Source organism: Pseudomonas triticifolii (assembly GCF_014358015.1).
GTDB classification, from domain to species: Bacteria; Pseudomonadota; Gammaproteobacteria; order Pseudomonadales; family Pseudomonadaceae; genus Aquipseudomonas; species Aquipseudomonas triticifolii.
This window is the reverse complement of record NZ_JACONV010000002.1, coordinates 216,747-239,462: the sequence shown is the minus strand read 5'-3', so window position 1 is coordinate 239,462 and position 22,716 is coordinate 216,747. Positions and strand designations below refer to the sequence as shown.

At 60.4% G+C, this 22,716-nt stretch carries 19 protein-coding genes; 18 read left to right on the top strand and 1 reads right to left on the bottom strand.

Annotated features, from left to right (window positions below; translation table 11 throughout):
• Positions 1-45 precede the first annotated feature (45 nt).
• The 3 genes from H8S56_RS05790 (at position 46) to H8S56_RS05780 (ending at position 3,573) form a co-directional block, all read left to right on the top strand.
• On the top strand, positions 46-588 hold the full coding sequence (locus H8S56_RS05790; RefSeq protein ID WP_003314240.1) for a YaeQ family protein: 543 nt from the start codon (positions 46-48) through the stop codon (positions 586-588).
• Positions 589-639: 51 nt separating this feature from the next.
• A complete protein-coding gene (gene recJ, locus H8S56_RS05785) occupies positions 640-2,355 on the top strand; it encodes a single-stranded-DNA-specific exonuclease RecJ (protein WP_024694832.1) in 1,716 nt (571 codons plus the stop codon).
• Positions 2,356-2,466: 111 nt separating this feature from the next.
• Positions 2,467-3,573: an NADH:flavin oxidoreductase/NADH oxidase gene (locus tag H8S56_RS05780; protein ID WP_024685945.1), complete on the top strand. Its 1,107-nt coding sequence runs from the start codon at positions 2,467-2,469 to the stop codon at positions 3,571-3,573.
• A 124-nt stretch (positions 3,574-3,697) separates the two neighbouring features.
• On the opposite strand, the gene H8S56_RS05775 is transcribed toward H8S56_RS05780, so the two are convergent.
• Positions 3,698-5,797 carry a hybrid sensor histidine kinase/response regulator gene (locus H8S56_RS05775; RefSeq protein WP_187518106.1) on the bottom strand — a complete coding sequence of 700 codons (2,100 nt, stop codon included), beginning with the start codon at positions 5,795-5,797 and terminating at the stop codon, positions 3,698-3,700.
• A 290-nt stretch (positions 5,798-6,087) separates the two neighbouring features.
• On the opposite strand from H8S56_RS05775, the gene H8S56_RS05770 reads away from it, so the two are divergent.
• The 15 genes from H8S56_RS05770 to H8S56_RS05700 all read left to right on the top strand — a co-directional run bounded on the left by H8S56_RS05770 (position 6,088) and on the right by H8S56_RS05700 (position 22,712).
• Positions 6,088-6,828: a tellurite resistance TerB family protein gene (locus H8S56_RS05770; RefSeq protein WP_187518105.1), complete on the top strand. Its 741-nt coding sequence runs from the start codon at positions 6,088-6,090 to the stop codon at positions 6,826-6,828.
• 307 nt (positions 6,829-7,135) lie between these two features.
• Positions 7,136-8,758 carry a methyl-accepting chemotaxis protein gene (locus H8S56_RS05765; RefSeq protein WP_187518104.1) on the top strand — a complete coding sequence of 541 codons (1,623 nt, stop codon included), beginning with the start codon at positions 7,136-7,138 and terminating at the stop codon, positions 8,756-8,758.
• A 9-nt stretch (positions 8,759-8,767) separates the two neighbouring features.
• Positions 8,768-9,304 carry a chemotaxis protein CheW gene (locus tag H8S56_RS05760; RefSeq protein WP_187518103.1) on the top strand — a complete coding sequence of 179 codons (537 nt, stop codon included), beginning with the start codon at positions 8,768-8,770 and terminating at the stop codon, positions 9,302-9,304.
• Positions 9,301-10,575: a CheR family methyltransferase gene (locus H8S56_RS05755; protein ID WP_187518102.1), complete on the top strand. Its 1,275-nt coding sequence runs from the start codon at positions 9,301-9,303 to the stop codon at positions 10,573-10,575. Before H8S56_RS05760 ends, H8S56_RS05755 begins: the two co-directional genes overlap by 4 nt.
• Entirely contained in the window at positions 10,575-11,264 is a 690-nt protein-coding gene (locus H8S56_RS05750; RefSeq protein WP_187518101.1) for a chemotaxis protein CheW, read from the top strand. Before H8S56_RS05755 ends, H8S56_RS05750 begins: the two co-directional genes overlap by 1 nt.
• Complete coding sequence (locus tag H8S56_RS05745) at positions 11,261-13,624, top strand: hybrid sensor histidine kinase/response regulator (RefSeq protein WP_187518100.1); 2,364 nt, start codon at positions 11,261-11,263, stop codon at positions 13,622-13,624. The genes H8S56_RS05750 and H8S56_RS05745 overlap by 4 nt, the downstream gene beginning before the upstream one ends.
• Entirely contained in the window at positions 13,621-14,631 is a 1,011-nt protein-coding gene (gene cheB, locus H8S56_RS05740) for a chemotaxis response regulator protein-glutamate methylesterase (protein ID WP_024694825.1), read from the top strand. The genes H8S56_RS05745 and cheB overlap by 4 nt, the downstream gene beginning before the upstream one ends.
• A gap of 45 nt (positions 14,632-14,676) precedes the next feature.
• Positions 14,677-15,681, top strand: coding sequence for a response regulator (locus tag H8S56_RS05735; protein WP_187518099.1), 1,005 nt, complete (start codon positions 14,677-14,679; stop codon positions 15,679-15,681).
• 147 nt (positions 15,682-15,828) lie between these two features.
• Positions 15,829-16,924 (top strand): peptide chain release factor 2 gene (gene prfB, locus H8S56_RS05730; protein WP_122697295.1). Its coding sequence is split into 2 segments (ribosomal slippage): positions 15,829-15,900 and positions 15,902-16,924, totalling 1,095 coding nucleotides; the frame shifts between segments, so codons are not numbered across the junction.
• Between the two features lie 123 nt (positions 16,925-17,047).
• Positions 17,048-18,550, top strand: a complete 1,503-nt coding sequence (lysS, locus tag H8S56_RS05725; protein WP_187518098.1) for a lysine--tRNA ligase — start codon at positions 17,048-17,050, stop codon at positions 18,548-18,550.
• A gap of 77 nt (positions 18,551-18,627) precedes the next feature.
• Positions 18,628-19,353: a TetR/AcrR family transcriptional regulator gene (locus tag H8S56_RS05720; protein ID WP_032610477.1), complete on the top strand. Its 726-nt coding sequence runs from the start codon at positions 18,628-18,630 to the stop codon at positions 19,351-19,353.
• A 25-nt stretch (positions 19,354-19,378) separates the two neighbouring features.
• Entirely contained in the window at positions 19,379-19,924 is a 546-nt protein-coding gene (locus tag H8S56_RS05715) for a hypothetical protein (RefSeq protein ID WP_024685957.1), read from the top strand.
• 33 nt (positions 19,925-19,957) lie between these two features.
• The gene (locus tag H8S56_RS05710) at positions 19,958-21,235 is read left to right on the top strand and encodes a flavohemoglobin expression-modulating QEGLA motif protein (RefSeq protein ID WP_024694822.1); all 1,278 of its coding nucleotides are present in this window, start codon (positions 19,958-19,960) and stop codon (positions 21,233-21,235) included.
• 251 nt (positions 21,236-21,486) lie between these two features.
• Positions 21,487-22,389 (top strand): alpha/beta hydrolase, encoded by a 903-nt coding sequence (locus tag H8S56_RS05705; RefSeq protein WP_187518097.1) that lies wholly within the window; start codon positions 21,487-21,489, stop codon positions 22,387-22,389.
• A complete protein-coding gene (locus H8S56_RS05700; RefSeq protein ID WP_187518096.1) occupies positions 22,386-22,712 on the top strand; it encodes a hypothetical protein in 327 nt (108 codons plus the stop codon). Before H8S56_RS05705 ends, H8S56_RS05700 begins: the two co-directional genes overlap by 4 nt.
• Positions 22,713-22,716: the final 4 nt, after the last annotated feature.

Genomic DNA, 22,716 nt, shown 5'->3' with positions numbered 1-22,716 from the left:
TCGGGTAGACTTGCGCTCTTTCCTCCAGACTCTAGAAGCCCGTTCATGGCCCAGCCGTCCACGACCTACAAATTCGAACTGAACCTCACCGATCTCGACCGGGGCGTTTACGAAAGCGTCAAGCAGACCATTGCCCGCCATCCCTCCGAAACCGAAGAGCGCATGACCGTGCGTTTGCTGGCCTACGCCTTCTGGTACAACGAGCAGCTTTCCTTTGGCCGCGGCCTGTCTGATGTAGACGAACCGGCGCTTTGGGAAAAAAGCCTGGACGACCGGGTTCTGCACTGGATCGAAGTGGGCCAGCCCGATGCCGACCGACTGACCTGGTGCTCGCGTCGTACCGAACGCACCAGTCTGCTGGCTTACGGCAGCCTGCGGGTCTGGGAAGGCAAGGTCATTCCGGCCATCAAGAATCTGAAGAACGTCAATATCGCTGCCGTTCCGCAAGAGGTGCTTGAGGTACTGGCCAAAGACATGCCGCGCGTCATCAAGTGGGATGTGATGATCAGCGAAGGCACGGTGTTTGTTACCGATGACCGTGGCCAGCACGAAGTCCAATTGCAATGGCTCGCAGGCGAGCGCGGCTGACACCGCACCGCCCACATTTACTGACCCATCGAAGAGAATCAGCTGACCCGCATGCGCATCGAACCTCGTCTGTTGCCCGATACCCTGCCATTCCTCGGCGATCTTCCACCATTGCTCACTCGTCTTTATGCGGCAAGGGGCGTGGCGTGCGAGGCGGAGCTGGACAAGAGTCTGGCGCGCCTGATCCCGTATCAGCAGCTCAAGGGCATCGACGCCGCCGTTGACCTGCTGGTGACGGCACTTCGCGAGGGCCAGCGCATGCTGATCGTCGGCGACTTCGATGCCGATGGCGCGACCGCCAGCACGGTTGGTGTGCTGGGCCTGCGATTGCTGGGCGCAGCCCACGTCGATTATCTGGTGCCGAACCGTTTCGAATACGGTTATGGCCTGACGCCGGAGATCGTCGAAGTCGCGCTGCAGCGCGAACCGCAGTTGTTGATCACTGTGGATAACGGCATCTCCAGCGTCGAAGGCGTAGCGGCGGCCAAGGCTGCCGGTCTGCAAGTGCTGGTCACCGATCACCACTTGCCAGGCCATGAGCTGCCCGCCGCCGACGCCATCGTCAATCCCAACCAGCCGGGCTGCACGTTCCCCAGCAAATCGCTGGCGGGCGTGGGGGTGATTTTCTATGTGCTGATGGCGTTGCGCGCACGTCTGCGTGATACCGGCTGGTTCGAGAGCAATCAGCGCGCTCAGCCCAATCTGGGGGAGCTGCTGGATCTGGTCGCATTGGGCAGCGTGGCAGACGTGGTGCCGCTGGATGCCAACAACCGCATTCTGGTGCATCAGGGCCTGATGCGGATCCGTGCCGGTCGCGCGCGTCCGGGGCTGCGCGCGATTCTGGAAGTGGCCCGCCGCGAGCCGTCACGCATCACATCCACTGACCTGGGTTTCATTCTTGGTCCGCGCCTGAATGCCGCTGGACGTCTGGATGACATGAGTCTCGGGATCGAATGCCTGCTGTGCGATGACCCGACGCTGGCGCGGGAAATGGCCGTGCAACTGGACGAGTTGAACCAGGATCGCAAATCCATCGAGCAAGGTATGCAGCGCGAAGCATTGGCCCAGCTCAAGGATCTGCCGCTGGAATCGATGCCGTTCGGCTTGTGCCTGTTCGAGCCGGACTGGCACCAGGGTGTGATCGGCATCCTGGCCTCGCGCATGAAAGAGCGTTATCACCGCCCCACCATCGCCTTTGCCAGCGCAGGGGAGGGCGTGCTCAAGGGCTCGGCTCGCTCGGTGCCGGGCTTTCATATTCGTGATGCACTGGATGCTGTGGCGGCAGCTCATCCGCACCTGATCAGCAAGTTTGGCGGGCACGCCATGGCTGCGGGCTTGTCCTTGCCTGAAGAGAATTTCCCGGCCTTTGCCGAGGCGTTCGATCAGGAAGTGCGGCGTCAGCTCGACGAACAGGATTTGACCGGGCGTTTGTTGTCGGACGGCTCGTTGGCGGTCGAAGAGTTTCATCTGGAACTGGCCCGCGCGCTGCGCAACGCCGGTCCCTGGGGCCAGCATTTTCCTGAGCCGTTGTTTCATGGCGTGTTTCAGTTGGTGGAACAGCGGGTGGTCGGAGAACGCCATTTGAAAATGGTGCTCAAGACCGAATGCGGCAGCGTCAAGCTCGACGGTATTGCGTTCAGCGTGGACCGTGATATCTGGCCCAACCCCAACATCCGCTGGGTCGAGCTGGCCTACAAGCTGGATCTCAACGAGTTTCGTGGCAACGAAACCGTGCAACTGATGGTGGTGCACATCGCGCCACGTTGAGAATGAGCTGGAACCCGTCAGGCTCATAGGTTGTCGACTAGGCTCTGTCCACTGAAAGCTGCTCACTGAAAACGAGCCGGGACACCCGAATTTTCAACATGAGAGGTTGCCATGAGCCTGCTGCTTGAGCCCTATACCCTGCGTCAATTGACGCTGCGTAATCGCATCGCCGTATCGCCTATGTGTCAGTACTCCAGCGTCGATGGCCTGGCCAACGACTGGCACCTGGTGCATCTGGGCAGCCGTGCCGTTGGCGGCGCGGGACTGGTGATTACTGAAGCCATGGCGGTGACGCCTGACGGTCGTATTACCCCCGAAGACCTTGGCCTGTGGAACGACGAGCAAATCGAGCCGCTGCAACGCATCACGCGTTTCATCACTGCACAGGGCGCTGTCGCTGGTGTGCAGCTGGCGCATGCCGGACGCAAGGCCAGCACCTGGCGTCCATGGCTGGGCAAGCATGGCAGTATCCCCGAAAGTGAAGGCGGCTGGACCCCGGTCGGTCCTTCGGCGATTGCCTTCGATCCTCAGCACACTGCACCCGTGAAGTTGAGCGAAATCCAGATTCAGGAGCTGATCAAGGCGTTTGTCGACGCGGCGCGACGTTCATTGACGGCGGGTTTCAAAGTGGTCGAGATCCACGCAGCGCACGGCTACCTGCTGCATCAATTCCTGTCACCGCTGAGCAATCAACGCACGGATGAGTACGGCGGTTCGTTCGAAAACCGCATTCGCCTGACCTTGCAAGTGACCGAGGCCGTTCGCTCGGTCTGGCCGCAAGAGCTGCCGCTGTTCGTGCGTGTTTCGGCGACTGACTGGGTGGAAGATGGCTGGAACCCGGACGAAACCGTGGAGCTGGCGCGCCGCCTCAAGGCGCTGGGCGCAGACCTGATCGACGTGTCGTCGGGCGGTACCGCTGCCCATGCAGAAATTCCGGTCGGCCCGGGCTACCAGACCCGCTTTGCCGAACGCGTTCGCAAGGAGTCCGGGATAGCAACCGGTACAGTAGGCATGATCACAGACCCCGCACAGGCCGAGCACATTCTGCGCACCGGGCAGGCTGACATCATCCTGCTGGCCCGCGAGCTTCTGCGCGACCCTTACTGGCCGCTGCACGCCGATGACGATCTGGGCGGCCGACTGGCCACCTGGCCCGCTCAATATCAGCGCGCAACGCATCGGGACCAGCCGATTCACGAGTCCGATCTTCGGGATTGAGGCAGGGGCCACCTGGCGCGTAGTGTGGTAGATGCCGCCGTGTCTTTTGCATGGCGGCATCTTGCAGAAAACAGACAACCGGTTTTGTTCAGTGTCGGGTGTTTTTCATGGCAGGCAGCCTGCGCTACAACCGCTCATTGGCACTCTCCAGCAATTCCATGACCCGTGCGGTCAGCGCCGCAATGGAGAAGGGCTTGGGCAGAACGTACATGCCGGGCTCAAGGGTGTCGTGCGCCAGGGCTGCGTTTTCGGCATAGCCGGTCACGAACAGGATTTTCAGATCCGGGCGCACCGCCCGAGCCGCATCGGCCACTTGGCGACCGTTCATGCCTCCCGGAAGGCCGACATCGGTAATCAACAGATCAATTGCGGTTTTCGATTGCAGAATGACCAGCGCCTCGGCACCACGCTCGGCTTGCAATACCTGATAACCCAGCTCTTCAAGCACTTCAGTGACCAGTTGGCGGATGGCCTTTTCATCGTCGACAACCATTATTGTCTCGCCTCCGGCACTGATCGGTGCAGGCAGGATGAGGCTGCTGTCGGGCTCGGGCAGTTGCGCTTCGCCTTCAAACATCGGCAGAAAGATGGTGAGTTTCGAGCCTCGCCCGACTTGCGATTCAATGCTCACACCGCCGCCCGACTGGCGGGCAAAGCCATAAATCATCGACAGGCCCAGGCCGGTGCCCATGCCTATGGGCTTGGTGGTATAGAACGGATCGAACGCCCGTCCCATGACGTCCCTGGTCATTCCGGTGCCGGTATCGCTGACGGTCAGCTCAACGTAACGTCCCGCTGTCAGTTCGTAGCGCGCTGCGGAAACCGCGTCCAGATGACGGTTGGCGGTTTCGATCAATAATTGGCCGCCATCAGGCATCGCATCTTTGGCGTTGATGCACAGGTTAAGCAGGGAGTTTTCCAGCTGGTGCTGATCGACCATGGTCGACCACAGGCCTTGTGAGGGACGTACCTGCATGTCGATGGACGGTCCGACCGTGCGCCTGATGAGTTCGTCCATGCCGGCCACGAGTTGGTCGAGGTCGGTCGACTTCGGTGCCAAGGTCTGGCGGCGTGAAAACGCCAGCAGACGGTGAGTCAGTGAGGCCGCCCGTCGTGAGCCTTCCAGTGCCGAGCCGATGTATCGATCCAGCTCCGAGAATCGTTCCTGCTTCACGCGCGACTGCAGCAACTCGATGTTGCCGGTCACACCCATCAACAAGTTGTTGAAGTCGTGCGCCAGCCCTCCGGTCAGTTGCCCGACGGCTTCCATCTTCTGTGACTGACGCAGCGCTTCTTCAGTGAGGCGTAGCGCTTCAATGCGCTGTTTCTCATCGGTCAGGTCCTTGCCCAGCGCAAAAATCAGGCCATTGCCAGGTGCTGCGGTCCAGCCGAACCAGTGGTAGGTACCATCAACATGCTGGTAGCGGTTCTCAAACAGCGGCAACACGTGGTTGACGGTGTGCTTTAAGGCATCTTGGGTGCTGGCAACATCGTCGGGGTGCAGCAGGTTGAGGATCGAGGTGCCGACCAGTTCGTGCTCCGTCCAGCCCAGGATTGAGGTCCAGGCCGGGTTGACGCGCAGGAATATGCCGTTGAAGTCGAGCATGGCCAGTGGGTCGGGTGAAATCGTCCAGAACGTATCAAGTTCCAGCGTGCGCGCTTCAAGCTTGGCGGTTTGTTGTCTTTCCAGCTCGATCAACTGCTTGATCAGGTCCTGTCGCCTGTGCTCGCTCTCTTCAAGTGCTTGCTGGTCAAGCACGTGCCGCGTGGTTTCGTTGGTCGCGCAGAGTACGCCCACCGTCACGCCATGCTCATCGATCAACGGCGAGAATGAAAACGACCACCAGGTCTGTTCGATTTCTCCGTAGCGAGCCATGGTCAGCGGCATGTCTGTCCAGCGCCCTGGCTGGCCGTTCAGCGCCTGCTCGGCCAGGGGTGACACCTGATCCCAGACATCGGCCCACAGCTCATGTACCCGCGCACCGATAGCATGCGGCTTGCGCGGGCCAAGGATCGGTGCGTAGGCGTCATTGTGGAAGAAGACCAACTCCCGCCCCCATAGCACGTACATCGACTCAGGGTTGTTCAGGATCAGGTTCAGTGCATGCTTGAGCGATGCAGGCCATTGGGCCATGGGGCCGAGTGAGGTCTGGCTCCAGTCCCTGGACCTGATTACCCCGGCTGCTTCGCTGGTGCCTGCGGGGAAACCAAGATGTGATATCACTTCAGACAAGCTCCTGATGGCTGCTGGGTCGTAAATAAGTATCGACGAGCGTTAGCGGTAACGACCCGTTCATAGGAGTGCCCTGCATTGTCCGCTCTTTTTGAGGCTCACAGGAACTGACCGTTGTAATCAGGCAGGGTTGCACGCTCTTCGCACAGCCAGGTCAGCCGAATCCGGACCTTTATTATGCCCGTTTGCAACATCTGGAAGCACACCCGTAGTCAACGTTCAGCGACATCTCGCTGAGTTACGGGTCAATCATTTCATCTGACAACCCTCTGGAGGTTTCTGTGAATACGCGTGGCTTACTCGATCAGTTGCTCAAGTCTGGTCAGAACATGTTGCAGGACAAGACAAGCGGCAAGCCCGGCAAAACGCCGTCGGGCAGTGATTCGTTGATGAACGGGCTGGGCAGTCTGCTCGGCAGCGGCAAAAGTGGCGGGCAGAGCGGACTTGGCGGCCTGCTTTCAGGTGCTGGTGGCGGGGCGCTGGCGGCCGGCGCCATGAGCCTGCTCAAAGGCAAGCGCTCTCGGGGCATGGGTGGCAAGGCACTGACCTATGGCGGCCTCGCAGCGCTGGGTGTGCTGGCTTACAAGGCCTACAACAACTGGCAGGCCAGCCAGGGCATGACCGGCCAGCGCGAGCCGCAAACCATTGACCGCCTGCCTGAATCCGAAGCCGAGCTGCACAGTCAGGCAATACTGCGCGCGCTGGTTGCCGCCGCCAAGGCTGATGGCCACGTCGATGAGCGCGAGCGTGAGTTGATCGAAGGCGAATTCAACAAGCTGAGCACCGATCAGACGTTGCAAAGCTGGTTGCATGCCGAGTTGAACAAGCCGCTGGATCCCGCTGAAGTCGCCCGGGCGGCCACCACACCGGAAATGGCTGCAGAAATGTACATCGCCAGTGTGATGCTGGTGGATCAGGAGCATTTCATGGAGCGCGCCTATCTGGATGAGCTGGTACGTGCGTTGAAACTGGAACCTGGTCTCAAGGCCGAGCTTGAGGGGCAGGTCCGGGACGCGCAGTAAGGCTTTAGTGAAGTGCCTGTCGGAGTGCGACCCCACACGCGCCCCGACAGTGCATTCCCGACGCATGTGCACACCAGCTTTATCGCTTCGATAGTTGACCTTTTTTCACCTGGTCAAACTCTTTTTATTGCGCCCAAGCGCAGGTTTCGTGCTGTAAATCCGGGCATGTTAGAACCGCCTTTGATTTCATTTTCACATGACACGCTAATGGTTAGAACGCTGGGCTATACTCACGCGGCTTGGACCGTCTGTCGGTCCACTTCTTGAACACGGCCGGATGCCGTTGTTGAACTCCTGAGGGCTGACTGTGAAGAACTGGACCTTGCGCCAACGAATTCTGGCGAGTTTTGCCGTCATCATTGCAATCATGCTGTTAATGGTTGTTGTGTTTTACTCCCGTCTGTTATCCATCCAGTCCAGCGAAGAGCAGGTTCGTCTCGACGCCTTGCCAGGCGTTTATTACAGCACTCTGGTGCGCAGTGCCTGGAGTGATAGTTATATCCGTACGCTGGAGCTGATCGGCGAAGGCCAGGGCAGGGCGTTGACCAAGCAGGAAAAAGACCAGCTTCGGGGGTTCGAAGACAACCTGCAAACTCAGATGGACGGCTACAAGAGGTCCATTTTCGAAGATGCCGACAGGGCCAGCTTTGCTGTTTTTGAAAAAAACCGTGACACCTATTACCGATTGCTCGCCGACGTTCACGCCAAGTATGAACAGGGTGACTACCAGGGGGCTCGCACCCAGTTTTACGGCGAGGTGAATCCAGCCTGGATTGACGGTCGCAAGCAGCTCGGTGAAGTGATCCTCGCCAACAAGCAGTTGGCGGACCGCGCCACCAACAATATCGGCAATGCCGTGCTGGGTGCCAAGATCAGCATGGTCTTCTCCCTGTTGATCGCCATCATGGCCGCCGCAGCGTGCGGTTTGCTCCTTATGCGCTCGATCATCGCGCCGATGCAGCTCATTGTGCGGATTCTGGAAACCATGCGTACCGGCGACCTGAGTTCGCGTCTTAGCCTGTCGCGCAAGGACGAGTTCAACGTGGTGGAAACCGGCTTCAACGACATGATGACCGAACTGACCGCGCTGGTCGCGCAGGCTCAGCGTTCCTCGGTGCAGGTCACGACCTCGGTCACTGAAATTGCCGCCACGTCGCGCCAACAGCAGGCAACGGCCACTGAAACCGCGGCAACGACCACTGAAATCGGCGCTACTTCGCGTGAAATTGCGGCGACGTCCCGCGATCTGGTGCGCACCATGACCGAGGTCACGTCGGCCGCAGATCAGGCCTCGATTCTGGCCGGTTCCGGCCAGCAGGGGCTGGCGCGCATGGAAGACACCATGCATCAGGTGATGGGCGCGGCCAATCTGGTCAATGCCAAACTGGCAATCCTCAACGAGAAGGCCGGCAACATCAATCAGGTCGTGGTGACCATCGTCAAGGTGGCCGACCAGACCAACCTGCTGTCGCTGAACGCCGCCATCGAGGCCGAGAAGGCCGGTGAATACGGACGTGGTTTTGCCGTCGTTGCCACCGAAGTGCGTCGCCTCGCCGACCAGACGGCTGTCGCCACCTATGACATCGAGCAGATGGTGCGCGAAATTCAGTCCGCCGTGTCGGCTGGCGTCATGGGTATGGACAAGTTTTCCGAGGAAGTACGTCGCGGCATGTACGAAGTCACCCAGGTCGGCGAGCAGTTGTCGCAGATCATTCATCAGGTCCAGGCGCTCGCCCCACGGGTACTCATGGTCAACGAGGGCATGCAGGCGCAAGCCACGGGTGCCGAGCAGATCAATCAGGCGCTGGTGCAACTGGGCGATGCCAGCAGCCAGACCGTCGAGTCATTGCGCCAGGCCAGTTTCGCCATTGACGAGTTGAGTCAGGTGGCGGTCGGGCTGCGCACTGGCGTTTCGCGATTCAAAGTCTGAGCATCGCCCATGATGGATCAATCGCCCAGGCGTAACGTTGCGCTGCCCGCTTCGAACAAGTTGTTCCTGCTGTTTTGTATCGGCGAAGACCGCTATGCGCTGGAAGCGACCGAAATCGCCGAGATATTGCCACGCGTGAAACTCAAGGCCATTGCGCGAGCGCCCCACTGGGTGGCGGGCATCTTTGCGCATCGGGGCGAGATCGTTCCGGTGATCGACATCAGTGCGTTGAACTGCGGCCAGCCTGCCAGCGCGCGCACCAGCACGCGCATGGTGCTGGTGCACTATCGACATGACGACCAGCATCCGGCTCAACTGCTGGGCCTGATTCTTGAGCAGGCCACCGAGACCCTGCGTTGCCCGGCTTCGCAGTTCAAGGAGTACGGACTGGACAATCGCCTGTCGCCTTATCTGGGGCCTGTTCGGGAAGACGAGCAGGGCCTGCTGCAATGGATTCATGTGCAGGAACTGCTGAGCGAGCCGGTTCGCGAATTGCTGTATCCGGTGCCGCCGCTGGATCTGGAATTGCTCGAGGATGCTTCATGACGGACGACTCGCGTTTTTTCAGCTTCCTCAAGGAGCGTATCGGGCTGGACGTCACGTCGGTCGGCGAGGCCATCATCGAACGTGCCCTCCGCCAGCGTGAGGCCAGCGCGCACTGCTCAGACAGCGATGCTTACTGGCACCTGCTGGTGACATCGCCGAAGGAACAGCAAGCGTTGATCGAGGCGGTCATCGTTCCGGAAACCTGGTTTTTCCGTTATCCGGAGTCCTTCACAACACTTGGCAGGCTGGCGCGCGAGCAGTTGGACAGGCTCGCGGGCGCACGTCCGTTGCGCATCCTCAGCTTGCCATGCTCGACCGGTGAGGAGCCGTACTCCATTGCCATGGCGCTTATCGATGCCGGGGTGGGGCCCAGGCAGTTCAAGATCGACGCCATTGATATCAGCCCCATCTCCATTGCGCGCGCCAAACATGGCGTTTATGGCAAGAACTCCTTCCGGGGCAGCGACCTGAGTTTTCGCGAGAGGTTCTTCAACCCCGTCGCCGAGGGTTTCGAGATAGTCGGTCAGGTACGCGATTGCATCGACTTTCAGCCTGGAAACCTGCTGGACCCCAAGCTCGCGACGCAGGTGGCCTACGACATCGTGTTCTGCCGCAATCTGGTGATCTATTTCGATCGCCAGACGCAACAGCACGTATTCCAGGTGCTCAAGCAGTTGACCCGGGAAGATGGCGTGCTGTTCATCGGGCCGGCAGAGGGCAACCTGCTGTCCGCTATCGGCATGCGCTCGTTGGGCATTGCCCAGTCCTTCGTGTTTCACCACGCGCCACAGCAAAAGGCAACTGCGCCCACCCTGCCTGCGCCGGTCAGCAGCGCTGCGCCGCGCCCGGTATCTGAACCGTTGGCGCGCCTGCCCGCCTCGAAACCCGTTTCGCGAAACTCGACGGCTTTTGCGCCCAGTGTCAAACCCGCCGCACCGACGGGTAATACTGAAAACGCGACGCTGCTGACCACGATTGCCAGCCTGGCCAATGAAGGCAAAAGTGTTGAGGCGCGCGCTGCCTGCGAGCGTTATCTGCAGCAGTATGAGCCTGTCGCTCAGGTGTTCTACTGGCTGGGGTTGCTCAGTGAAGTGGAGGGCCGTGTGGCCGAGGCCCAGGGCTTTTACCGCAAGGCGCTTTATCTGCAGCCGCAGCACTCTGAATCGCTGGCGCAACTGGCCGCGCTGCTGGCCGCGCAGGGGGACAGCGCAGGTGCCCGTCGACTGCAGGACCGCGCAGCGCGCGGCGCGAATAAACAAGGAAGCCACTGATGACGGGCGCGTTCGGTTTTTCAGGCATTACCCATGATCAGGCTCAGGACATCGATGACTGCTGGAACCGTATCGGCATTCACGGCGACCGCTCATGCCCGTTGCTCGAAGATCACATTCATTGCCGAAACTGCGCGGTCTACTCGGCAGCGGCGACACGCCTGCTTGATCGTTATTCACTGGCTCAGGAGCGTCACGAACATTTTCAGGGATCGGTCTTGCAGCGCGACATCAAGACGCGCTCGATTCTGGTCTTTCGTCTGGGGGAGGAGTGGCTGGGGCTGGCGTCGCGTTGCCTGTCGGAAGTTGCTCCCAATCAGACGATCCACTCCCTGCCGCACCAGCGCTCGCGTGCCTTGCTGGGGGTCGCCAATGTGCGCGGCGCACTGGTGGCCTGTATTTCGCTGGTCGAACTGCTGGGTCTGGACAGCAACCCGGTCGCGGCCCAATCTGCCCGAACGTTGCCGCGCATGCTGATCCTGGCAGCCGAAGGCGGGCCGGTCGTGGTGCCGGTGGATGAGGTGGAGGGTATCCATGCCATCGACGAGCGCGAGCTGGAAGCCGCTTCGGCGTCCGGCACGCATGCCAATGCGCGCTTTACCCGGGGTGTGTTTCATTGGAAGGACCGCAGCCTGCGGTGGCTCGATGAAGAACAGTTGCTGTCGGCGGTGCACCGGAGCCTTACATGACGCCAGATCAAATGCGCGACGCCTCGCTGTTCGAACTGTTCACACTGGAAGCCGATGCGCAGACTCAGGTCCTGAGTGCGGGTCTGCTGGCGCTGGAGCGTAACCCGACTCAGGCCGATCAACTGGAAGCCTGCATGCGTGCAGCCCACTCGCTCAAAGGCGCGGCGAAGATTGTCGGGGTCGAGTTCGGGGTCAGTGTTGCGCATGTGATGGAGGATTGTCTGGTCGGCGCGCAGGAGGGGCGGTTGCTCCTTCAGCCCGATCATATCGACGCCCTGTTGTCCGGCACCGATCTGTTGGTGCGCATTGCCACGCCGGGCGGTAACAGTGTCGGCCAGCCCGATATCGATGCTTATGTCGAAAAGCTGAACACCTTGCTGACCTCCGGTGCCGGAGCGGCGCGCACCGTCAGCGTGCCGATGCCTGATCCGCTGCTGGCCAGCGCCTTGCAGCTGCTTGAATCTTCCGCTGCATCGGAGTCGGTAGCCGTATCGACGGTTGACCCGGTGCCTGGCGATCCGGGCCCCGAGCAAACGCCGGCAGTAGCTGAGCAGCGTGAATCTGAAGCCCGTTCGACCGGGCCGCTGCGTGAGCGTCGGGTGACCGAAGGTGGCGAGCGGGTGCTGCGGGTCACTGCCGAGCGCCTCAACGGTCTGCTGGACATGTCGAGTAAATCCCTGGTCGAGACCCAGCGGCTCAAGCCTTTGCTGGCCGGCATGCAACGCCTCAAGCGTCTGCAAAGCAGCAGTGATCGCGCCCTTGAAGTGCTGGGTGCCAGCTTCGGCGAAGACGGCCTGAATGCCGACGCGCAGAAAGCCCTGGAAGATGCGCGCAGTCTGTTATCTCAGGCGCAGCAGATGCTGGCTCAGCAAACTGCGGAGCTGGATGAATTCGCCTGGCAGTCCGGGCAGCGAGCGCAGTTGCTGTATGACACCGCGCTGGCCTGCCGCATGCGGCCTTTCGCCGACGTGCTGGCCGGTCAGGCGCGCATGGTGCGCGACCTGGGACGCGAACTGGGCAAGCAGGTTCGTTTGCAGATCGAGGGCGACAAGACCCAGGTCGACCGGGACGTACTGGAAAAGCTCGAAGCTCCGCTGACACATCTGCTGCGCAATGCGGTCGATCATGGTATCGAGTCGCCGGAAAGACGGCTTGCCCAGGGTAAGGACTCCGAAGGTCTGATCCGCCTGCAGGCCTCACATCAGGCCGGTCTGCTGGTAGTGGAGTTGAGCGACGATGGCGGCGGCGTGGATCTGGAACGGCTTCGTCAGAGCATCGTGCAGCGTAACCTGTCACCGGCCGCCACCGCTGCCCAGTTGAGCGAAGAAGAGCTGCTGAGTTTCCTGTTTCTGCCTGGGTTCAGCATGCGCGACAAGGTCACTCAGGTGTCCGGGCGTGGCGTGGGACTGGATGCCGTGCAGCATATGGTTCGCCAGATGCACGGCAGCGTCGAACTGCAGCAATGGGCGGGCGAGGGCAGTCGTTTCAGAATCGAGTTGCCACTGACGCTGTCCGTCGTGCGCAGTCTGGTGGTTGAGGTCGGGGGAGAAGCCTATGCCTTCCCCTTGGCACACATCGAACGCATGCGCGATTTGCAGCCCGATGACATCGTCCAGCTTGAGGGGCGACAGCATTTCTGGGATGAAGAACGCCACGTCGGTCTGGTGTCGGCCAGTCAGTTGTTGCACCGGCCTTCGCTGCAGGACGCGGGCGAGGCGCTCAAGGTCGTGGTCATCCGCGAGCGTGACGCGGTGTATGGCGTTGCGGTCGAGCGCTTCATCGGCGAGCGCACGCTGGTGGTGATGCCCCTGGACGCGCGGCTGGGCAAGGTGCAGGACGTTTCGGCCGGGGCGCTGCTCGACGATGGCTCGGTGGTGCTGATCATCGACGTGGAAGACATGCTGCGCTCCGTCGAGAAGCTGCTCAATACCGGGCGTCTGGAACGTATCGACCGGCGTAACCGCCAGATCGACAGCGTGTCGCGCAAGCGTGTGCTGGTCGTCGATGATTCGCTGACGGTGCGTGAGCTGGAGCGCAAGCTGCTGGTCGGTCGCGGCTACGAAGTTGCAGTTGCCGTCGATGGCATGGACGGCTGGAACGCCCTGCGCTCTGAAGATTTTGACCTGTTGATTACCGACATCGACATGCCGCGCATGGACGGTATCGAACTGGTCACCCTGTTGCGTCGCGATACACGGCTGCAATCGCTGCCTGTAATGGTGGTTTCCTATAAGGATCGAGAGGAAGATCGACGCCGCGGGCTGGATGCGGGTGCCGATTATTACCTGGCAAAAGCCAGTTTCCATGATGATGCCTTGCTCGACGCTGTCGTCGAGCTGATAGGGGATGCGCAGGCATGAAGATCGCTATCGTCAATGACATGCCCATGGCAGTGGAAGCACTGCGTCGGGCGCTGGCTTTCGAGCCCATGCATCAGGTGATATGGGTGGCGGGCAATGGTGCCGAGGCGGTGCGCGCCTGCGCCGAGCAAACGCCTGATCTGATCCTGATGGACCTGATCATGCCTGTCATGGACGGTGTCGAAGCCACGCGCCAGATCATGGCCAGCACGCCATGCGCTATTGTCATTGTCACGGTGGATCGCGCACAGAACGTGCACCGCGTATTCGAGGCCATGGGCCATGGTGCGCTGGATGTGGTGGACACGCCAGCCATCGGCGCAGGCAATCCCAAGGAAGCGGCGGCGCCGCTGCTGCGCAAGATTCTGAATATCGAATGGCTGGTGGGTCAGCGCAACACTCACGAACGTACGGTGGCGACACCTTTGCGTGAAGCGGTCCGGCGTGACAGGCTGGTTGCCATCGGCTCCTCAGCAGGTGGTCCTGCCGCCCTGGAGATACTGCTCAAGGCCCTGCCGCCGACCTTTCCGGCGGCAATCGTGCTGGTGCAGCATGTCGATCAGGTCTTTGCCGCAGGTATGGCCGAGTGGCTGTCCACCGCGTCCGGGCTGCCTGTGCAGTTGGCGTGCGAGGGGCAGGTTCCGCAACGTGGCAAGGTCCTGCTGGCGGGCACCAATCATCACATTCGTTTGCTCAAAGGCGGCACGCTGGCGTACACGGCCGAGCCAGTTAACGAAATTTACAGGCCCTCTATCGATGTATTTTTCGAGAGTGTGGCGCGCTATTGGAGTGGAGATGCAGTGGGCGTTTTATTGACGGGCATGGGTCGCGATGGTGCGATGGGGCTCAAGGCAATGCGTGAACGCGGATTTCTGACCATTGCCCAGGATCAGGCAAGCTCTGCCGTCTATGGTATGCCCAAGGCAGCGGCTGCCATCGACGCGGCCGTCGAGATCCGTACGTTGACGGCTATTGCCCCACGCCTTGTAGAGGTATTCGCTCAATGACTTCCCAGGTGAACTCACTGCAGCCCGGTGAGCAGGAGAAACGACATGCTTGATGTGCAGATGGACGACATCAAAACACCGGATGAAAACTCTGCGATGGTGCTGCTGGTCGACGATCAAGCCATGATCGGTGAAGCGGTGAGGCGTGGTCTGGCCAGCCATAGCTCGATCGACTTCCACTTCTGTGCCGATCCGCATCAAGCCATCGCCCAGGCAGTCCATATCAAACCGACGGTCATTCTGCAGGATCTGGTAATGCCTGGCCTGGACGGTCTGACGCTGGTGCGTGAATACCGCAGCAACCCGCTTACGCGCGATATCCCGATCATCGTGCTGTCCACCAAGGAAGACCCGCTGATCAAGAGCGCAGCGTTTGCCGCCGGCGCCAATGATTACCTGGTCAAGTTGCCGGACAACATTGAGCTGGTCGCGCGGATTCTCTACCACTCGCGCTCTTATCTGACCCTGTTGCAACGCGATGAAGCCTATCGCGCCTTGCGCGTCAGCCAGCAGCAGTTGCTTGACACCAATCTGGTGCTGCAGCGCCTGATGAACTCCGATGGCCTGACCGGGTTGTCGAACCGTCGCCATTTTGACGAATACCTCGAACTGGAATGGCGTCGTGCGACCCGTGACCAGACGCAACTGTCGCTGCTGATGATCGACGTCGATTACTTCAAGGCCTACAACGACAGCTTCGGGCATCTTGAAGGCGACGAAGCGTTGCGCCAGGTCGCCAAGGCAATTCGCAACAGTTGCAGCCGACCGTCCGACCTCCCGGCCCGCTATGGTGGTGAAGAGTTTGCGATGGTATTGCCCAACACGTCTCCGGGCGGTGCGCGTTTGATCGCAGAGAAACTGCGCCAGAGCGTCGTGGGCATGAACATCCCTCATATTGCGCCCGCCGAGGGGGCACACCTGACCGTCAGTATCGGTGTGGCGACCGTCGGGCCGCAGGTCGGGCTGAACAGTCGACAGCTCATTCTGGATGCCGACAAGGGGCTGTACGCGGCCAAAAACAACGGTCGCAATCAGGTGGCGGTAGGCTGATCGGACATCCGTGCAGGTGTGTGGGGACCTCTGCGCACCGTATTGCTGCAAATAGGCGTCACAAGGCCCCTAGACGGGCTGCATTGATGGCGTTGCCTGGGGTATACTCGTCGGCTTTGAAAATTTCGCCTGCGAGTGCTGCCTACCATGGAAATCAACCCGATCCTAAACAGCATCAAGGATTTGTCCGAGCGCTCCGAAACCATTCGGGGGTATCTTTGACTACGATCACAAACATGATCGTCTGACCGAAGTCAACCGCGAGCTCGAAGATCCAAACGTCTGGAACAACCCCGAATACGCACAGAACCTGGGCCGCGAGCGTGCCTTGCTGGCGCAGATCGTCGACACACTCGACGAAATGACGTCCGGTCTGGCCGATGCCAAGGACCTGTTGCTGATGTCGGCCGAAGAAGAAGACCAGGCGGCCGTCGATGACGTCGCGGCTGAAGTCGAGCGCCTGCGTGAGTCGCTGGAGAAGCTGGAATTCCGTCGCATGTTCAGCGGCGAGATGGACCCCAACAACGCCTACCTTGACATCCAGGCCGGTTCCGGCGGTACCGAAGCACAGGACTGGGCCAACATCCTGCTGCGCATGTACCTGCGCTGGGCTGACAAGCGCGGTTTCGATGCGACCATCATGGAGCTGTCTGCTGGCGAAGTCGCCGGTATCAAGGGTGCGACCGTGCACATCAAGGGCGAATACGCCTTTGGCTGGCTGCGCACCGAGATCGGCGTGCACCGTCTGGTGCGCAAGAGCCCGTTCGACTCCGGCAACCGTCGTCACACCTCGTTCTCGGCTGTATTCGTGTCGCCGGAAATCGATGACAACATCGAAATCGACATCAACCCGTCGGATCTGCGCATCGACACCTACCGCTCCTCCGGTGCCGGTGGTCAGCACGTAAACACCACTGACTCTGCCGTGCGTATCACCCACGTGCCGACCAACACCGTGGTCAGCTGCCAGAACGAACGTTCCCAGCATGCGAACAAGGACACCGCCATGAAAATGCTGCGGGCCCGTTTGTATGAGCAGGAAGTGCAGAAGCGCAACGCAGCGTCCCAGGCGCTGGAAGACACCAAGTCCGACATCGGCTGGGGTCATCAGATTCGCTCCTACGTACTGGATGCCTCGCGCATCAAGGACCTGCGGACCAACATCGAACGCAGCGACTGCGACAAGGTGCTCGATGGCGATCTTGACGAGTACCTGATCGCAAGCCTCAAACAAGGGCTGTAATGCACGCTTCGCAGGGGCCGCGCCGTGGGTGCGACCCTTTGCAAGCGTCCGGGACGGCTATCTGCCTCGCCCGCGAACCCGGATGAACCGGGGCAACGAACCTGTGATGGAATGACTGAAAACATGAGCGACCAACAACTCGACCCGCAAGCCCTGCAACAGGAAGAAAACACCCTGATCGCCCTGCGCAAGGAAAAGCTTGCTGCCGGCCGCGCCAAGGGTCAGGCCTTCCCGAATGACTTCCGTCGCGACAGCTACTGCAACGATCTGCAGAAGCAGTACGCCGACAAGACCAAGGAAGATCTGGCTGCGGCAGAGATTCCGGTCAAGGTTGCCGGTCGCATCATGCTCAACCGTGGCTCGTTCATGGTGATCCAGGACATGACCGGTCGTATTCAGGTCTACGTCAATCGCAAGACGCTGCCTGAAGAGACGCTGGCCGAGGTCAAGACCTGGGACCTGGGCGACATCATTGCCGCCGAAGGCACCCTGGCCCGTTCCGGCAAGGGCGACCTGTACGTCGAAATGACCACCGTGCGCCTGCTGACCAAGTCGTTGCGTCCGCTGCCGGACAAGCACCACGGTCTGACCGACACCGAGCAACGCTATCGCCAGCGCTACGTCGACCTGATCGTCAACGAGGAGGTGCGCGAGACCTTCCGCGTGCGTTCGCAGGTCATCGCTCATATCCGCAGCTTCCTGATGAAACGCGACTTCCTGGAAGTCGAAACGCCGATGCTGCAGACCATTCCTGGCGGCGCGGCGGCCAAGCCGTTCGAAACCCATCACAACGCGCTGGACCTGGAAATGTTCCTGCGTATCGCGCCTGAGCTGTACCTCAAGCGGCTGGTTGTGGGTGGATTTGAGAAAGTGTTCGAGATCAACCGTAACTTCCGTAACGAAGGCGTCTCGACCCGGCACAACCCCGAGTTCACCATGCTCGAGTTCTACCAGGCCTACGCTGACTACGAAGACAACATGGACCTGACCGAAGAGCTGTTCCGCGAACTGGCTCAACTGGTTCTGGGCACCACCGATGTGCCGTACGGCGACAAGGTGTTCCATTTCGGCGAGCCGTTCGTACGCCTGTCGGTGTTCGACTCGATCCTCAAGTACAACCCCGAGCTGACCGCCGCCGACCTGCAAGACGTCGACAAGACTCGCGCCATTGCCAAGAAGGCCGGTGCCAAGGTGCTGGGCTTCGAAGGTCTGGGCAAGCTGCAAGTGATGATTTTCGAAGAGCTGGTCGAGCACAAGCTGGAGCAGCCGCACTTCATTACCCAGTACCCGTTCGAAGTTTCGCCGCTGGCCCGTCGCAACGACGACAACCCGAACGTGACAGATCGCTTCGAGCTGTTCATCGGTGGTCGTGAAATCGCCAACGCCTATTCCGAGCTCAACGATGCCGAAGACCAGGCCGAACGCTTCCAGGCCCAAGTGGCCGACAAGGATGCGGGCGACGACGAAGCCATGCATTACGACGCCGACTTCGTGCGTGCGCTGGAGTACGGCATGCCGCCAACTGCCGGTGAGGGGATCGGTATTGACCGCCTGGTGATGTTGCTCACCAACTCGCCTTCGATCCGGGACGTTATCCTCTTCCCGCACATGCGCCCGCAAGCGTAGTGAAAAAAAAGAAAGCCGCCTCGAATGGGCGGCTTTTTTTTGGGTCTTTTTCAGGACGATTTTATAAGGAATATGGTGTGACGATTGCCAGAGAAGGGGCTGCCGGCGTAGCGAGCGCGGTGGCCAAAAGTGTCAAGTACCAGGGTCGCAAGACCAGCCGGGAGGGCAGTGAGCAGCGCAGGCAGGTGATTCTTGACGCCGCCATGCGCATCGTAGTGCGTGATGGCGTGCGAGCGGTGCGCCATCGCGCCGTCGCCGCCGAAGCCTGCGTACCGCTGTCGGCCACCACGTATTATTTCAAGGACATTGATGACCTGCTGACCGATGCCTTCGCTCAGTACGTGCAGCGTAGCGCCGACTATCTGGTCAAGCTGTGGCAGAACACCGAGGTCATGCTGCGCGACATGATGGCGCGCAGTTCTGGCAGCCCCAGCGACCGCTTTCGTCTGGCCGACGATATTGCCCGAATGGTCATGGAGTACATCCGCCATCAACTGCTCACCCGTCGCGATGCATTGATTGCCGAGCAGGCGTTCTATCATGAAGCGCTGATCAATCCGCGTCTGACCCCGCTGGTCATGGCGCATCAGGAAATTCTGCTGCAGGGCAGTTGCCAGTTTTTTCAGGTGATTGGCTCGTTGCAGCCTTATCAGGACGCGCAAGTGTTGACGGGGCTCATCCGCCGGATGGAATATCAAGGTCTGCTTCATGGCCCGCAGCGTCAGGCGGACGAAGAAATCCTCTGTATTCTCACCCGCCAGATGCGTCTGGTGCTCGGAACCCCTCAACCGGTTCGAGGGTGACGAAACCTCTGTTCAGGAGAACCCCATGAAGAGCTGGCGCGTGATGGTTGCGCTGTCGTTCCTGTTGCTCAGTGGCTGTCTGGTGACCTTCAAGGACCCGATTCCCGCTCGCGATGCCGCACCGCCCGGATTACTGGGTCACTGGACCAGCAAGAATGCCTGGGGTGAACCTCTGGAACTGGATGTTTCGCGTGCCGGGGTCAACAGCTACAAGGCCGTCAGTTATCGCAAGGGCGACAGGCGTCACGGCGATGACTACACCGTGACCGTGGCGCGCCATGGCAGCCGCTGGTATCTGTCGGCAAATCTCCCGGACAAGTACGGTGCTCATTACGGCCTGGGTGGGTTCGAGCTGACCGGCAGTGGCGAACTGGTTGTCTATAGTCTGGACATGGACCGCGTCGGTCAGTGGGTCGAGCAGAACAAGCTCGACGGTCAGTCAATCGAGAGTGAAGCGGGCAAGGGCATTCTGATTACCAGTTCGCTTGAACAGGTATTCGGCTACCTCGACGACCCCGCCAACTCCGATGTTTTTCTAGAGGTCGCGCGCTACCAGCGCGCCGTCAAGTAGTAGGGCGATAGCCCACCAGCCAAGGAGTACCGGGTGGACGAGTACCAACAGACTATTCGTGTTTTATCGGATCGAATTGTTGCCGCGCAGACACCGATTCGCGTGCTGGATGCGGTGAAGTGGGACGACACGGTCCGCCGGGACTTCCTCACTGCCAAAGGCAAGGTCATGCCTGCCGTGGATCGTGCGTATTACGAGAATCGCCCACTGGGCTTCGATTCCAGCGCCCTCAAGCAGGAATTCCAGAACATCGAGCGCGACGTCACGCGCCAACTGGGTCAGTTCAATCCGGTTGGGCAGATCATGCGCCGGATGTGCCGGGAATACCGCATGGTAATCCGCATGCTTGAAGCGCGTGGCACACCCGACTTCGGGCTGATCTCTCAGGAATTGTACGGCGCGGCCTCCGATGCGTTTCACGCGGGCGATCCCACGTTGGCCGATCTGGGGCTGATGCTGTCCGATTACCTGAACAACATCGCCGGACGTGGCGATCTGAAGGACGAGCCGAAAACCCTGACTGCCAAGGACGCCGTGGCCTTGCTGCAATCGCGCCTGAACCGGGTGTTCGGCGAGGCTGAGGAAACCATCCGCGTTTTCGAATCCGACGGTATTGTGGCCGATGCGGCGGCGGGCGCGGACTACATCAAGATCCGCAGCGACGCGATGTTCAATGAGCGCGATGTGCGAGCCCTGGAAGTCCACGAAGGTCTGGTGCATGTCGGCACCACGCTCAATGGTCAGAACCAGCCGATCTGCACCTTTCTGTCCAAGGGGCCACCGTCCTCGACGGTGACCCAGGAAGGTCTGGCGATCCTCATGGAAGTCATCGCCTTTGCGTCCTATCCCAGCCGTCTACGCAAGCTGACCAACCGCACGCGCGCCATTCACATGGCCGAGGAAGGCGCGGATTTTCTGCAAGTGTTCGAGTTCTACCGCGAGCAGGGTTTCGGCATGCCGGAAAGCTATGGCAATGCCAGCCGGGTGTTTCGTGGTTCGGTGCCCAACGGGCTGCCGTTCACCAAGGACTTGTCGTATCTGAAAGGCTTCATCATGGTCTACAACTACATTCAGCTTGCTGTGCGCAAGGGCAAGCTTGAACAGGTACCGCTGTTGTTCTGCGGCAAGACCACGCTGGAAGACATGCGCACCCTGCGCCAACTGGTCGATGAAGGTCTGGTGGTCGCCCCCAAATACCTGCCCGAGCAGTTCCGAGACATGAATGCGTTGTCGGCCTGGATGTGCTTCTCCAACTTCCTCAATCACCTGAGCCTGGATCGCATTGAGGCGGATTACTCGAATATTCTCTGATGATCCTGATGGGTTCGCACGCTCCGCGCCATACGCAAGCCGTGCAGCAACCCAATGGACCGTGAGAGGCGGCTTGCCGGCGATGCGTTTTTTGATGCGACACATCAGTGAGTGAACTGACGCCATCGCCGGCAAGCCGCCTCCCACAGGTTTGATGATCGTTCCCACGCTCCTGCGTGGCGACACCGCCCAGGATGCTCCGCGAGTGCTGAGCGTGGGCACGATTTTGACTCTTTCAAGGAACGCCCCATTTGAAACTGATCAGCATCCTTGCCTTGCTCCTCAGTCTTGCCGGCTGCAGTTCTATGCTGTTCTACCCGGAGCCGGGTCTGCCGTTCACGCCGGACCAGGCGCGTCTGCAGTACCGTGACGTCAACCTGACGGCCGCAGACGGCACGCGTCTGCATGGCTGGTGGCTTGCGGCGAAGGAGGGCGTGCCGGTCAAGGGCACGGTGTTGCACTTGCATGGTAACGGCGGAAACCTGTCCTGGCATCTGGGGGGAAGCGGTTGGCTGCCCGAGCAGGGTTATCAGGTGCTGATGCTCGATTACCGTGGTTACGGTCGGTCGCAGGGCGAGCCGAGTCTGCCTGCGATCTATCAGGATGTTCAGGCGGCCTTTGACTGGCTGAACGCCGCGCCCGAGGTGAAGAATGCGCCGCTGGTAGTGCTGGGACAAAGCATCGGGGGCGCGCTGGCAGTGCATTATCTGTCGCAGCACCCGCAGGAGCGTGCCCGGGTAAAAGCCTTGATTCTGGACGGCACGCCTGCCAGTTATCGCAACGTCGCACGCTACACGCTGGGCACGTCCTGGCTGACCTGGCCTCTGAAAACCCCGCTGTCCTGGCTGATCCCCGACGGCGACAGCGCGCTGAACGGGCTGCCGCAACTGGCTGGTACGCCGATGCTGATCTTCCAGAGCATGGACGACACTCTGGTGCCGCTCGCCAATGGCATCAGCCTGTACAAGGCCGCGCCACCGCCCCGTGTGCTGCAACTGACCCGCGGCGGGCATGTGCAGACCTTCGCCGATCCGTTGTGGCGGCAAGTGATGGTGCGTTACCTGGAGGATCCGCAGCACTTCAACGGTCTGCGTCGTCTGGCCGAAGTGCCCAATTACCCGGCGGCTTCAAAGCAACCCGAGACGCAGGAATGAGCGAGGAGCACAACGTCAGAGGCATGATTCTGACCGGCATCGCGAGCATCATCGGCACGGTCGGCTGCCTGTGGTATTACGGCTACCTGCATTTTGCCCGGCCTGAGGATGCGCTGTTGCTCAGTGAATTCACCTTGCTGAAGACGGTGCCGGGTGAGGATTACAAAGTTGCCGCCACACCTGCGGCAGAAGTCGCACAGTGCATTGATGGCGTGCTGGTGCTGTTCGACACCTCGCGCAAGGGGCTGTCGGGCGTACTGGTCGATGATCGACAGCAGGCTGTGCGCTGCGTGACTCAGGACCGCTCAGCGCCAGCACAATAACGCA